Raw genomic sequence first — 16,073 nt, forward strand, 5'->3', positions numbered from 1 at the left:
AATTACTATGAGAAAACAAACAATGTTTAAAAGAGAGTTCAAATTTGTACTTGCGATGCTAGCTTTTGGTACCTTTTTCGCCTGTACTGATTTGGAAATTGAAGAGACCGACTCGGAAATCACTGAAGGATTTACCGGAGTAGAAGACACAGAATCGTTTTTATCTGGTGCTTACAACAACCTTCTTGGACGTATCGGAGATCAAGCTAACCTTTTCGCTTTGAGTGAGGTTACTACCGATGCTGCCTTGATCCCAACCCGTGGTACCGACTGGGGGGATAATGGTATTTGGAGACAATTGCACCAGCACAACTGGACGCCAAGTCATCAGTTTATCCTGAATGTATGGAACCAATGGAACGATACACAATTAGCAGGATCTCAGTTATTGGATTCTAGAAGTAACGCAACGCCCGAAGAACAGGGGCATGCTGCCTTCTTAAGAGCGTTAGGAATGTTCGTTATTTTAGATAACTTCGGACAAGTTCCTTTCCGTGATACCACGGCGCCTTCATTGGAAGCACCATCTGTTGTTTCTGGACAAGCTGCTGTAGACTTTATACTTGCCGATTTGGCTACTGCCATTTCCAATCTTCCTGCTGAAGGACCTGCATCTGGAAACGATCGTGCAACAAAATCTGCTGCTAGATACCTTAGAGCAAAAGTACTTCTTAACAAACACGTGTATATTGGAGGTTCTCCAAATAATGCGGATATGTCTGAAGTAATTTCCTTGGTAGATCAAATTGCTGCTGAAGGATATGGCCTAGAAAGTGGTTATTTCGATATTTTCAGAAATGATTTGGACAATGAAACTATCTGGTATGTTCCAACAGCTGTTGGTAACCGTATCTGGAATGGTCTTCACTACAACCAAGCTCCAGAAATTACTGGAGGTGGTTGGAATGGTTTCTCTACACTTGCAGAATACTATGACCTTTTCGAAGGTGATCCTAACAACAATGAATTAGGTAACGGACAAGAAGAACGTCGCGGTTATGTTCCTACGGCTGGTGAAACTTTCACTGGCGAAGCAGGAACCGAAGAGTCTGATGACTTCCCTGGTTTTGTAAAAGGATCTAACATTGGATTCGGTTTCTTGGTAGGACAGCAGTACGAGATTAACGGTACTCCATTAACTGATAGAGCTGGTGCACCATTGGTGTTCTCTAGAGAGTTTTTGGATAACAACGGACAGCCAAGCTTAATTAACAATAATGAGCGTACTGGTATCCGTATGATGAAGTACAACCCTCGTTATGGTGGATTTACTGAGCACGAGATCTTTTTCAGATATTCTGATGCTCACCTAATGAAAGCGGAAGCTATGATGCGAAGTGGCGGAGACGCAACCGGAATGGTAAATGAGCTACGTGTACTTCGTGGTGCTGCGCCATTAGGTTCTGTTTCTGAATCTGATCTATTAGACGAAAGAGGACGTGAGCTTTATGCTGAGTTCTGGAGACGTAATGATATGATCCGTTTCGGACAGTATACAAGAGACTGGGAGTTTAAAGATCCATCTGCTGTGGGAGATTCAAATAGAAATCTATTCCCAATTCCAGCAAGTCAGTTGATTCTTAACCCTAACTTGGTTCAGAATCCAGGATACTAAACGATCCATATTCAAATTATTAATAAAAGAGGATTAATTTTTTAATCCTCTTTTATATTTATTTTACCTTTCAACAAAAGGAATTATTTAGGTGAATAAAAGTTTTATCCCCATATTACTCCTACTATTACTGCACGTATCCTGTTCTGAAAAAACAGACGAAAAACGTTTTGTACTCAAAAAGGATACAGGCATCCATTTCGGCAACACCCTAACCAATACTCCCGAGTTAAACATCCTCAATTATTTATATTTCTACAATGGCGGTGGTGTAGCCCTTGGCGATTTCAATAACGATGGATTGCTGGATATTTATTTCACTTCTAATCAAGAGGCCGATAAACTTTACCTTAACAAAGGGAATCTAAAGTTTCAGGACATTACTCAAGAAGCACATATTGATAATTCCTCTGGTTGGACCACTGGCGTTACCACAGTAGACATTAATGCAGATGGTCTTTTAGATATTTATATTACAAAAGTTAGCGGGCATTTAGATCTAAGCGGCGAAAATCTACTATACATTAACCAAGGCAGTAAAGACGGTGTTCCCCAATTTAGGGAACAGGCATCAGATTACGCATTAAACCTATCCAGCCTAGGTACACAAACCACATTTTTCGATTATGATTTAGATGGTGACCTGGACGCCTACGTAATGAACCATACACTGAATCCGAACAATAACTTCGGAAGAGGTTCCCTTCGTTTCAAAACCGACTCAATTATAGGAGATAAATTATTACAGAATCAAAACGGGGTCTTTATTGATGTTTCAAAGGAAGCGATGATTTTTCAAAACAAAATAAGTTTTGGTCTTGGCCTGTCCGTAAGCGATCTAAATCAAGATGGTTATCCTGACATTTATGTTGGTAATGATTTTTTCGAAAATGACTATTGCTATATCAATCAGAAGGATGGAACCTTCAAAGAAATGAATTCTGCCCAATCCTTACTTGGGCATACCACCCATTTCTCTATGGGAAATGATATTGCAGATATAGACAATAATGGCCTGCCCGATATTATTTCTGTGGATATGCTTCCCGAGGACTTAGAAACCCTAAAATCGGCTGGAACAGAATATAATTACCCTATTTATCAGAATCAATTACGATACGGCTATGAACCCCAATTCATGCAAAATACATTACATCTCAACTTTGGGGATCATCATTTTTCGGAGAGCGCATTTCTTTATGATATCGCAGCCACGGAATGGTCTTGGGCTCCCTTACTAGCAGATTTAAATAACGATGGCCGCAAAGACCTATACATTACCAATGGTATTTTGGGCGCCACCAACGACATGGATTTCGTGAACTTTATTGCGAACGACAAGATTCAGCAGCGCTTAGGAGCTGGCATGACCCAAGAAGAACTCAAATTCATCGAAATACTTCCACAGAAAAAAACAGCCAATTATTTCTTCAACAATACGGGATCGAAATTTGAAAATACAACGGCAGAGTGGTTTAAAGAAATGCCCTCGTTTAGCAATGGTAGTGCCTATGGAGACTTGGACAATGACGGCGATTTAGATTTAGTGGTCAATAATGTAAATGAACAAGCCTATATCATTGAAAATAACACACAACGAAATGATGGATCCACAAATTTCCTCACTTTACGCTTTAAGGGAACGAAAGAAAACAGTTTAGGAATTGGAGCTAAAGTCAAGATTTTTACAGAAGACCATATCCAATATTTCGAAAATTACACCACACGTGGTTACTTATCTGCCATCGCACCAGAAGTTTTTGTCGGACTGGGCAATCAGCCTTCTGTAGATTCCTTGCAGGTCATTTGGCCTAATGGTAGTTATCAATTCCTAAAAAACCTTACTGCCAACACAATTCTCACTCTGAATGAAGAAAATGCATCGGGCAATTATTACGACATTTTTTCCAATGGTGTTTCAGGTGCTATTTCTAATAGTGAAAGCCCAATTCCTTTTCAGCATAAAGACAATGTTTCTATAGAATTCAGTAGAGATCCCCTTATTCCTTTTGCCAGCACCAATGATAGCGGTAGTATACTTACTGGAGATTTGAACAATGACGGACTCGACGACCTTGTAGCCCTTGGCGCTAAATTACAAGTCACTGAGGTTTGGTATCAAAATCAAGAAGGCAGTTTCGAAAAAGGCCCATTATTCGACGCAGAAAACACCTCAGTTAGTGAAGATGTTCATGGTGTCATCTTCGATGCCAATAATGATTCCCAGAACGATTTATTGGTGGTTAGTGGAGGCAACGAATTTAAAAGTGGCATGGCATTGCAACCACGTTTATACCTTCAGAAGGAAGGTGAATTGGTAAGGGATACCTCTCAATTTGCTCAAATCGAACTTCATGCATCCAGCATTTCAATCGTAGATATAGAGAATGATGGAGATATGGACGTTTGTATTACATCTAATGTAGCGTCTCATCAGTTTGGCGTAACGCCGCGGCAGTATATTTTTAAAAATGACGGCAACGGTAACTTTATCGATAAAACAAATGAGCTTTCTTCAGAATTTTCAAGCATTGGTAATGTAAAAGAGGTGCATTGGGTGGACCTAGACGGAAATGGTTACTGGGATGCCGTGGTTGTAGGTTATTGGATGCCCATAACCGTTTTTCTTAACGATGGCAATACACTTACGCTAACCCAAATGGAAGGATTAGACAGTACTCATGGTTGGTGGAATACCATTAATGTTGCCGACTTTGACAAGGATGGTGATCTTGATATGATTGCCGGAAATTGGGGTTTTAACACAAGGCTACATGCATCTTTATCGGAACCCATAACGCTCTATTTAGATGATTTTGACAAAAACGGAAAAATCGATCCCATTCTAACCTATTACTATCAAGGAAAAGAAACCACTTTGGCAACCAAGGATGAATTGGCAAAACAGCTTCCCATTATCAACAAAGAATACCTTTCCTATAAAGATTTCGCATCAGCCAATGTACATGACTTGCTTCCCTTAAAAACCACCCCCGAATCGGGTGTTAAAAAAGTGTTTCAATTAGGCTCCACATATTTTGAAAACCAAGGCGATAATACTTATATTTCGCATTCACTTCCTATGGAAGCCCAAGTTTCTACAGTGAACGATGTAATGGTAGATGATATGAATAATGATGGCTATCTAGACGTACTTTTGGTTGGAAATAATTTCGAAGTAAGCACCCAAATTGGTCGATTGGACGCCTCTCATGGTGTGCTCTTAATAAATGACAAAAGTGGCTTTTTTACGCCCGAAGAAAATCGAGGTTTCTCCATTAATGGTGCTTGTAGAAGCATTGAAACCATTACCATTGGAAATGAACAGTTTTATGTAGTGGGAAGAAACAATAATACGCCCCTATTTTTAAAAAAAGAACAATAATATATGCGCGAGTATCACATCCCCAGCAAAAGATATTATATCATCGCCCTAGCCATTCTATTAATGGCTTCGTGCGGCGAGACGAACACAGAGCAAAAGGACATTTCCAGTAACGATGAAAAGTCTGTGTTTACCTTACTTCCAGGTTCCGAAACGGGAGTTTCCTTTCTCAATTTCGTCGAGAACCAAAAGAACTTCAATATTTTCAAATACCGTAACTTTTATAATGGGGGTGGTGTGGCTATAGGCGATATTAATAATGACGGACTATCCGATCTTTATTTCACTGCCAACATGGGTCCCAATAAACTGTACCTAAACAAAGGGGACTGGAAGTTTGAGGACATTTCTGAAAGCGCCGGAGTGGTAGGCAATAAGCCTTGGTCGACAGGTGTGGTCATGGCAGATGTTAATGCAGATGGTCATTTAGACATTTATGTGAGTAATGCCGGAAATATGGAAGGCAACAATCATGACAACGATTTATATATAAACAACGGCGATCTTACTTTTACAGAAAGTGCCAACGAATACAATTTGGCAAAAACCGGTTTCTCTACGCACGCTTCCTTTTTCGATTATGACAAAGATGGAGACCTCGATGCCTATATATTGAATAATAGCAATATTCCGGTTAGTAGTTTGGGATATGCCGAACAACGTGAGAAAAGGGCTCAAGATTGGGAAAATGTCCCCGATATTTTTAGGGGTGTGGGAGATCTGCTCATGCGAAATGACGGTGGTGTATTTACAGACGTAAGCGAAGAAGCTGGAATATACGGAAGCCTTATCGGATTTGGGCTTGGAGTGATGGTTACCGATATAAACCATGACCTTTATCCAGATATTTATGTATCCAATGATTTCTACGAAAGGGATTATCTATACATCAACAATCAAGATGGAACGTTTACCGAAGATATCAAAAACTGGACCTCCAGACTATGCCTTTCTGCGATGGGAGTGGATATTTCGGACATAAATAACGACGGGCTTCAGGATATTTTCATTACAGACATGCTACCAGAAGAAGAAGAGCGTGTTAAGTCCGTCATGGAATTTGATGGTTACAATGTGTTCAAACTGAAACAAAGCAAAGACTTTTACCAGCAATACATCCAGAATACCCTTCAAATTAACAATGGAAACGGATCCTTCTCCGAAGTGGCGTACCACAGTGGTGTAGAGGCAACGGATTGGAGCTGGGCTGGTCTAATGTTCGATATGGATAATGATGGGTACCGGGATATCTATGTGACCAACGGTATTAATCACGACTTAACAGATTTGGACTTTGTCGATTTCTTTGCCAATGAAATTATTCAGAACATGGCATTGACCGGAAAGAAACAAGCCATCGATTCCATTATCGACAAAATGCCTGTAAAACCTTTACCCAACTATGCGTTCCACAACAATAAAGATATCACCTTTACGGATCTTTCTGCCGAATGGGGATTGGGAACACCCAGTATGTCAAATGGTGCAGCATATGGCGACCTAGATAATGATGGGGATCTGGATTTAGTAGTGAATAATGTGAACATGGAAGCTTTTCTATACAGAAATAACACCAACGAAATTTCACAAAACAACTATATAAAATTGAAATTTGAAGGTGGTGAGCAAAACCCATTCGCTATTGGCACCAAAGTAGCTTTATACCATTCCAACCAAATAATTACCCAAGAGTTAGTACCATCCCGAGGATTTCAATCCTCTATGGAATATGATATGACCATTGGGCTTGGTTCGGTTTCCAAAATAGATTCACTTCGGGTTATATGGCCTAATGACCGTACAGAACTCTTTACAAATCTTGAAGTAAACCAATCACATGATTTAAAACAAAGCAATGCATCAGTGGTTTACACCCCCGAAAGACCCAATTACTCGCCCATGCTAAAAGAGGTGAGTCATTCGCTAGTTGCGCATGAGGAAAACGCATACAACGATTTCGATTACGAAGGCTTAATCGCTCACAAACTTTCGGAAGAAGGTCCAGCAATGGCTATAGGAGATGTTAATGGGGATGGAAATGATGATATTTTCATTGGAGGCGCACAAGGGCAATCGGCTCAAATCTATCTACATTCTGGTAAAGGGAAACTCAGCCCCAAACCCCAAAGGGTTTTTACAGCTGATATTTCCTGTGAAGATGTAGTGGCCGCCTTTTTCGATTCGGACACCGATGGGGATTTAGACCTAATTGTGGGGTCGGGTGGTAACCAAGTAGGTTTCGAAAACAAATATGTCCCCAGACTTTATCTAAATGATGGGAATGGGAATTTTAAGAAATCGGAGCAGGCAATGCCCTCGGCATTTCAGAATATATCCTCTATTGCGCCCCATGATTTCGATGGAGACGGTGATGTAGATCTATTTATTGGCTCACGTAGTGTCGTTGGAATTTATGGTGTTACCCCAAAACACCTATTTCTGGAAAACAAGGGAGATGGCACATTCGATGATGCCACACAGCGTTTGGCCTACGATACCAAAGACTTGGGAATGGTAACAGATGCAGAATGGGTTGATGTGGATGGTGATGGCAAAAAAGACCTGATAACTACCACGGATTGGGGTGGAATTAAAATATTAAAGAACTCAGGTAAACGACTCAGCCATAAAACCTCGTCGCTAGACAGTTTAACTGGTTGGTGGAAAACAGTAGCAGCATCCGATTTGGATAAAGATGGGGATTTGGACCTCGTGCTCGGTAATGAAGGCAATAATATACACTACTTGCCTTCAGATGAGAATCCCATGAAGATGTTTATCAATGATTTTGATAATAACGGAACAATAGAACAAATTACCACACTTCAGAAAAACGGCAAAGATTACCCCATTCATCAGAAGAAAGAACTGACTGCCCAAATGGTTTCGTTAAAGAAACAAAACCTGAAAGCCAGAGAATACTCCAAAAGAGCTATCGATGAGCTATTCCCCAAGGAAATAATAGACCGGTCCATCGTTCGGGAGGTACGTACTCCAGAATCTGTGGTAGCCATTAATGATGGCAACGGAAACTTTAGTATCAAGAAGTTACCTGCTCGCGTACAGTTGTCCTGTGTATGCGGTATTGCTTGCTCCGATGTAAACAACGATGGTCTTACCGATCTTATCATGGGCGGTAATAATTTTGAATTCAAACCCCAGTACTCCCAGCTCGATGCCAGTTATGGAAATGTACTGTTGAATAAGGGAGATTTCAATTTTGAATGGAAGGATTACAACGAAAGTGGGTTCTTCGTAAAAGGGGAAATGAAATATTTGGCCGAGTTTAAAGATAAAGACGGGGAAAGCTTCTTTATTACTGCAATTAACGACGGTGCACCCAAAATCTTTACCCGAAATGAGTAAAAATTGTATTCTTCTCTTAGGATTATTATCATTCTTTGGGTGTAAAGAAAAGGCGAGCCTTTTTGAGACACTGGAGGCAGAAGATACTGGGCTTACTTTCGAAAATAAGATTACCGAAACAGATGACCTCAACATTATAGATTACCTCTATTTTTATAATGGAGGTGGTATAGCTGTTGGAGATATAAATGGCGATACCCTGCCAGACATCTTCATTTCAGGAAATCAGGTTCAGAATAAACTCTATTTGAATAAAGGGAATTTTCAATTTGAAGATATCACCGAACAAGCAGGTGTTGGGGGTAATAGCACTTGGAATACCGGTGCCGTAATGGGCGATGTAAATGGAGATGGCCTTTTAGATATTTACGTTTGTGCAGTAGTGGGAATCCTTGGATTCGATGGTCACAATGAACTGTTTATAAACAATGGCGATGCTACATTTACCGAGCAGTCCGAACAATATGGATTGGACCATGACTCCTACAGTTCTAACGCTGCTTTTCTAGACTATGATTTGGACGGGGATTTGGATATTTATTTGCTGAATCATGCCGTACATACCCAAGAATCTTTTGGGAAGTCCGACTTACGCTACAAAAGGAACTATGAAACAGGGGACAAACTACTTAGAAATGACGGCAACACCTTTACCGACGTTAGTGAAGAAGCTGGTATTTATGGTGGCGTAAATAGCTATGGTTTGGGATTGGCCGTATCCGATTTTAATCAAGATGGCTGGCCCGATCTCTATGTTGGCAACGATTTTCACGAAGACGATTATTACTACCTGAACAATCAAGATGGTACTTTCTCCGAACAAATGAAGGAATACTTCGGACACACTTCACGATTTTCTATGGGAAATGATGTAGCCGATATTAATCACGATGGTTGGCCCGATCTTATTTCTTTGGATATGCTCCCTGAAGATGAAAAGGTTCTTAAATCGTCTGAAGGCGATGATAATTTTCAGATTCTGAAACTTCGAACCGAGCGTTACGGATACCATTACCAATATACACGCAACATGCTTTTCCTGAACCAGCAAGGATACGACTATACCGAAACAGCTCCCCTGAGTGGGGTTTCGGCTACCGATTGGAGCTGGAGTGCATTATTCGCAGATTTTGATCAGGATAGTGAACAGGATCTTTTTATTTCCAACGGCATTGCCAAACGCCCTAATGACTTGGATTACATCAATTTCGTTTCAAACGAACAAATCCAGAAAAAAATGGAATCCACAAGGCTCATGGATAAAGAAGCCTTAGAGTTAATGCCTAGTGGCAAAGTCCCTAATTATGTGTTCAGGGGAATGGGCAATACAATGTTCAAAGACGAATCCAAAAGATGGATGCAAAACGATTCATTAATTTCTGGTGCCTCTGCCCTGGCCGATTTCGATGGCGATGGCGATATCGACATCATTACGCACAATTTAGATCGAAGCCCAATTATTTATAAGAACAAAACCGATGACAGCGCCAATTACTTAATAATTACTCTGGACTATTCAGACAAAAACCCTTTTGGCATTGGCACAAAAATCTTTTCGTATCATAACGGGATAAAGCAGTACAAAGAACTATATACCGTTCGTGGCTTTCAGGCTTCTTCAGAACCTATGGTTCACTTTGGGTATGGCACCTCCACTAAAGTGGATTCCCTAAAAATTATTTGGCCCAATGGCACCTATCAAATGGTTCGCGATATTGCTGTAAATCAACAAGTAAATCTTACACCAGAAAGTCCCCAGGCCTTCGACTATAGTTCTTTTGGACCATCAGAAAAAGTGATATTCGAAAAAGTGGAGAACAATCTTTATTTAGACTTTACACACCAAGAAGATGCCTATATCGACTTTCACCGTGAAAAATTAATGCCTTATCAGGTGTCGGATCGTGGGCCTGCCGCAGTTGTTGGTGATTTTAATGCGGATGGAAAAGACGATCTGTTTTTTGGAGGTTCTAAGTTCAATAATGCGCAAATTCACTTGCAAGCAGACACTTCTTTTGTTTCCCAAAACTATACCGTTTTCGAGGATAATAAGGTTACCGAAGATGTAGATGCAGCGGTAGCAGATTTCGACCAAGATGGAAAGGTTGATATTTTCGTGGGAACAGGCGGAGGGGATTTCTCCAACAAAGCCTCTGCCCTATTGGATGCGTTTTATAAAAAAAGTGATACCTCCTATGTGAAAATAGACTTACCAGAAATGTATCAAAATGCATCTGTGGTAGCAGCAAACGATTATGACAATGACGGAGATATCGATGTTTTTATCGGCAACCAGTCGGTAACCAACAGTTTTGGGGTTACTTCCGAGTCGTATTTTCTGAAAAACAAGGGTGGTACTTTCGAAATAGATCCCAATAATCCCCCATTACAACTGGGAATGGTAACCGATGCCATTTGGACCGATACGAATAATGACGGTACGCAGGACCTCGTGATAATTGGAGAATGGATGTCACCTGTACTATTTGAAAATACAAACGGAAAACTCCTTAGAAAGGATTTTGCACCAAATAAATTAAATGGCCTTTGGCAGTCCATTACAGAATTCGATATAGATGGTGATGGAGACCAAGATTACCTTCTAGGGAACTGGGGAGGAAATTCCAAGTTCAAAGCTTCAAAAGAAGCCCCCATGAGAATGTATTTGAATGATTTCGACAAAAACGGCCAAACTGAAACCATCATAGCCACTCAAAAAAATGGCAATTACTATCCATTAGAAGATTTTGATGAACTGGCCTCCCAAATGGTTTTTTTGAAAAAGAAATATCCAGATTATAAGTCTTTTGCCGGGCAAACCATTGAGGATATCTTTGACCAAGAAATACGTTCCCAGAGTGATTTACTAGAGGTACATACACTACAATCCGGTTACTTAAAAAATAATGAGGGAACCTTTGAGTTCATTTCATTCGATCCACGTTTGCAAGTGGCCCCTATACTTGCATTTTGCACTTTTGATTTTGACAATGATGGCAACGAAGAGGTCCTTGCCGGTGGAAACTATTTTGGGGTAAAACCTTACCATGGCCGAATGGATTCATTTTCTGGAGCCTTAATTAAAAATGAATCTTCACCCGTATTGGGTCATTTCCTCGGATTGGATTTGGCTCAAAAATCGGTGCGGCACTTACATACCATCCAGTACCAAGGGAAACACTACCTAGTGGTGACATTCAATAACGACAAAGCACAAGTATACCTAATCAAAAAACCATAAAACATGCCTAAGATGATGATGCGTAACGGAATAATAGCAGGACTTGCCCTAGCCTTTATGGCATCCTGTAGCGAACCACCCCAGCCCATTTCAATATCACCGGACGATTTTCATAATTCGGTCGATAAAGTAACCCAAGTGATGATTCACGATATTTTTTCACCACCAGTGGCTAGTCGAATTTATGCTTACCCCAATGTGGCTGCATACGAAATATTGGCCAGTCAATCCAATGAGTTCAGCTCCCTTGCTGGACAAATTGATCACCTCGAAGCAATTCCTTCGACTTCAGATGAGCTGGTAAATCATGAATTGGCTGCACTTATTGCCCATATGGACGTTAGCAAACGATTAATCTTTTCTGAAGACCGAATACAAGCATTTCAAGATAGTTTGTATGGTGTTTGGAGCAAGACCAATGACGCAGAGTTTCAAGCTTCTAAACAATACGGCATGCAAGTAGCCGATCATATTGCTGCATGGTTGGACAAAGACAACTACAAACAGACCCGTACCATGCCAAAATTTACGGTTCAGACCGATGACCCATCACGTTGGCAACCCACGCCACCTTCCTATATGGATGGTATAGAACCCCACTGGAATAAAATTAGACCGTTTCTATTGGATTCGGCTTCACAATTCAAACCCGTGGCTCCTCCTCCCTATTCAATGGATAAGGATAGTGACTTCTACAAGGAATTGGAAGAAGTGTATGCGGTAAGCCAGGAAATTACCAAAAACGGGGATGAGAGTGAAGAAATTCAAATCGCTCAATTCTGGGATTGCAATCCTTATGTGTCGGTTACAAGGGGACATCTCATGTTTGCTACCAAAAAAATAACCCCGGGTGCCCATTGGATTGGAATTGCTAAAATTGCTACCAAAAAAGCAAACTACGATGTTACCCAAACAGTGTATACCTACACCCATACTTCGTTGGCCATTGCCGATGCATTTATTAGTTGTTGGGACGAAAAATACAGAAGTAATTTGGTTCGACCCGAAACACTTATCAATGAGCATATGGACGATAGTTGGCAACCTATTTTGCAAACACCTCCCTTTCCGGAATATGTAAGCGGTCATTCGGTAGTGTCTGGTGCGGCCTCTGAGGTATTGACAGGTATTTTCGGGGACAATTTTTCCTTCAATGACAATACAGAAGTTCCCTATGGTCTTCCTATAAGAAACTTCAAATCATTCCGATTGGCTGCAGAAGAAGCCGCTGTAAGTAGATTGTACGGGGGTATTCATTATAGGGCAGCTATTGACAATGGCCTAGATCAAGGAAGAGCACTTGGCCAGCACTTTATCAAGAATTTAAACATGCGCAACGAATAAATCCAAATAACCCTTATTTGTACTATGATAAAAAAGGTTTTACTCACTTTACTAGGTATTTCCGTAATAGCTGCGGTTTGGTATCTATTTATTAAGAGTTACGACTATCAGGTAAATTTCAAGGCAGATACTTCGGTCGGTACTGTGAACCAATCCATCAAATCATGGAATTCATCCCTGCCCAATTCGCAGCCTATTGTTCAGAGAGGATTAGGGGAATTAGAACAGACCATTGTAAAAGGTGATACGATCAGGACCTATATTTGGACGATAGAAAAAGTAACCAATGCCGAAGTAAAAATAAGTGCTGGGATTATCGATAAAGAAAATGGCTTACAACATCGCTTGGCCATTCCATTTTCAGATACTCCATTCGAAAAGGAATCCAAAGCCAAAGTGCAGGAGTTTTATCAACTTCTGAATTCACACCTTAAAAAGATTCGGATTACTATAGAGGGAGAGGATGAGACAAAAGCAAGTTTCTGTGCCTACATTCCTATGAAAGGGTTGCAAATAGAAAAGGCGAAGGGCATGATGAACACCTATAATTCTTTGACCAACTTTATGATTACAGGTGAATTAGAACCCAGGGGAACACCATTTGTTGAAATTACCCATTGGGATAAAGCAACCGATAGTATTTCCTATAATTTCTGTTTTCCCATTGGCAGAACTGAAAAATTGCCCGAGCATCCAGAAATTAAGTACAAGAAGTTCTTCCCCGAAAAAGCGCTGAAAGCCATTTATAATGGAAATTATATTACATCGGATCGTGCATGGTATGCCTTAGAAGAATATGCTGAAGCCCAAGGAATAGAAGTAGAATTAACCCCTATTGAGATATTTTACAACAATCCCAATATGGGTGGGGATGAACTTAATTGGAAGGCTGAAATATTCCTTCCCATTAAAGAGTAAAGAAATATTCGCCCTGGGGAGATACCATATTAATTCATTATCTTTAAGTAGAGAAACTTATACCATTATGACTGCGAATCGTTTAGCAACCCTGTTGTTGGCAACAACATGGGTTTTCCTCTTTTCATGCCAATCCGAAAGCCTTAAAACAGACGTAACCTCTCCCAATGGGTCCATTACGGCCAAAGTGGGTCTTTCCCAAACTGGACAACCCTACTATATGGTCATGCGAAATGGCACAACTATTATAGATACCTCGTATATGAGCTTCGATGTAAAGGATCGACCTAGTTTTAAAAACGGATTTGCCATTGTTTCATCTGAAACCAGCACTACCAATGAGGAATGGGAAATGCCATGGGGCGAACAACGAAAGGTATCTAATCATTACAATGAATTACACATCGCACTGGAAGAAAACACAGTAACCCCAAGAAAAATGAATCTGGTCTTCCGTGTATACGATGATGGTTTAGGTTTTCGGTACGAATTCCCTGAGCAGGAAGGACTATCTGAGTTATTGATTACCGATGAAAATACTGAATTCAATCTTACAGGTGATCACGATGTATGGTGGCAACCCGGGGATTGGGACATCTATGAACACCTGTACAACGAATCTAAGTTCTCCGAAATAGATGCCCTTTCAAAGGCAAATCACCCGAACCTATTGGCCACCTATATTCCGGAAAACGCTGTAAACACTCCTGTAACCATGAAAACCACAGATGGGCTTTACTTGAGTTTTCACGAAGCAGACCTTACCAATTATTCGGGGATGACCCTTAAGATAGATCCAGCCAATCTAACCATGACCAGTGAGTTGGTTGGTTCCGAAATTCTTGGAGGCAAAGCACAAGTATCCTTACCATTTGCTACCCCATGGCGTACCATCCAGATGGGAGAAAAGGCAGGGGATCTTATCGAATCTAACCTATTGGTAAACCTCAACGAACCCAATGCAATTGGGGACGTAAGCTATTTCACCCCCATGAAATACGTGGGTATTTGGTGGGAAATGCATATTGGCAAATCCACTTGGGACATGGAGGGAAGTCAAGACATGAATACTTATATAGATGGGGCCAAAAACTCCAGTAGGCATGGCGCCACTACGGATAACGCTAAAAAATATATCGATTTTGCTTCGGCCAACGGCATCAAGGGTCTTTTGGTTGAAGGTTGGAATACAGGTTGGGATCAATGGATCAATACCGAAGACCGTGAAGGTGTGTTCGATTTCATGACGCCTTATCCCGATTATGATTTTGAAGAAGTGATGGCCTATGCAAAAGAAAAAGGGGTAGAAGTGATTATGCATCATGAAACTTCCGCTGCTCCCAGAACCTATGAAAAGCAAATGGACGTCGCCTATGATTTTATGAAGGAAAATGGAATGAATTCCGTTAAAACTGGGTACGTTGGTAAAATAATTCCAAAAGGAGAATACCATCACGGCCAATGGATGGTGAACCACTACGAAAAAGTACTGAAGGAAGCAGCTGCAAAAAAAATAGCCATTAATGCCCATGAGCCTATAAAAGCTACGGGAAAACGAAGGACTTATCCCAATGCCATAGCCCGTGAAGGACTACGGGGACAGGAATTCAATGCTTGGGCCACAGATGGGGGCAATCCTCCCGATCATTTACCCATAGTTGCTTTTACCCGAATGCTCGGAGGTCCTATCGATTTTACGCCTGGTGTTTTCAATATAAAATTCAATGAGTACAAAGAGGAAAATCAAATAAACACCACCTTGGCGCATCAATTGGCACTGTACGTGGTGATATATAGTCCGTTGCAAATGGCCTGCGATCTACCAGAGCATTATACCACTGGCGACATAACACATCCAGCTTTTCAGTTCATTGCAGATGTAGGGGTAGATTGGGAACAATCTAAAGTATTGGATGGTGAAATCGGGGATTATATAACCATAGCAAGGGAAGAAAAAAATACGGGAAATTGGTTTATAGGTGGTATTACCAATGAAGAAGCCAGAACCCAAACCATCGATTTGAGCTTTCTCCCACAAGGAAAAACATACAAAGCAGCTATTTACAAAGATGCTGCTGATGCCCATTGGAATGACAACCCAGAAGCCCATGAAATCGAATTCATGGATATAGATGCATCGTCAAAAATTACAGTCGAATTGGCCCCTGGTGGCGGTTTTGCCATGAGTCTTATGGTACAATAAA

7 protein-coding genes are annotated in these 16,073 nt (G+C 40.8%); all 7 read left to right on the plus strand.

Annotation, left to right across the window (positions count from 1 at the left end):
- The first annotated feature begins 7 nt into the window (after nt 1-7).
- On the plus strand, nt 8-1,615 hold the full coding sequence (locus tag AC6JAD_RS03125; protein ID WP_461302605.1) for a RagB/SusD family nutrient uptake outer membrane protein: 1,608 nt from the start codon (nt 8-10) through the stop codon (nt 1,613-1,615).
- Nucleotides 1,616-1,706: 91 nt separating this feature from the next.
- Nucleotides 1,707-5,000, plus strand: a complete 3,294-nt coding sequence (locus tag AC6JAD_RS03130; RefSeq protein WP_461302604.1) for a VCBS repeat-containing protein — start codon at nt 1,707-1,709, stop codon at nt 4,998-5,000.
- Nucleotides 5,001-5,003: 3 nt separating this feature from the next.
- On the plus strand, nt 5,004-8,366 hold the full coding sequence (locus tag AC6JAD_RS03135; protein WP_461302603.1) for a VCBS repeat-containing protein: 3,363 nt from the start codon (nt 5,004-5,006) through the stop codon (nt 8,364-8,366).
- On the plus strand, nt 8,359-11,607 hold the full coding sequence (locus AC6JAD_RS03140) for a VCBS repeat-containing protein (RefSeq protein WP_461302602.1): 3,249 nt from the start codon (nt 8,359-8,361) through the stop codon (nt 11,605-11,607). Before AC6JAD_RS03135 ends, AC6JAD_RS03140 begins: the two co-directional genes overlap by 8 nt.
- A 3-nt stretch (nt 11,608-11,610) precedes the next feature.
- A complete protein-coding gene (locus AC6JAD_RS03145; protein WP_461302601.1) occupies nt 11,611-12,951 on the plus strand; it encodes a vanadium-dependent haloperoxidase in 1,341 nt (446 codons plus the stop codon).
- A gap of 24 nt (nt 12,952-12,975) precedes the next feature.
- On the plus strand, nt 12,976-13,869 hold the full coding sequence (locus tag AC6JAD_RS03150) for a GyrI-like domain-containing protein (protein ID WP_461302600.1): 894 nt from the start codon (nt 12,976-12,978) through the stop codon (nt 13,867-13,869).
- 67 nt (nt 13,870-13,936) lie between these two features.
- Nucleotides 13,937-16,072 carry a glycoside hydrolase family 97 protein gene (locus AC6JAD_RS03155; protein ID WP_461302599.1) on the plus strand — a complete coding sequence of 712 codons (2,136 nt, stop codon included), beginning with the start codon at nt 13,937-13,939 and terminating at the stop codon, nt 16,070-16,072.
- The last annotated feature ends 1 nt before the right edge of the window (nt 16,073 follow it).

The organism is Aureisphaera sp., assembly GCF_059726885.1.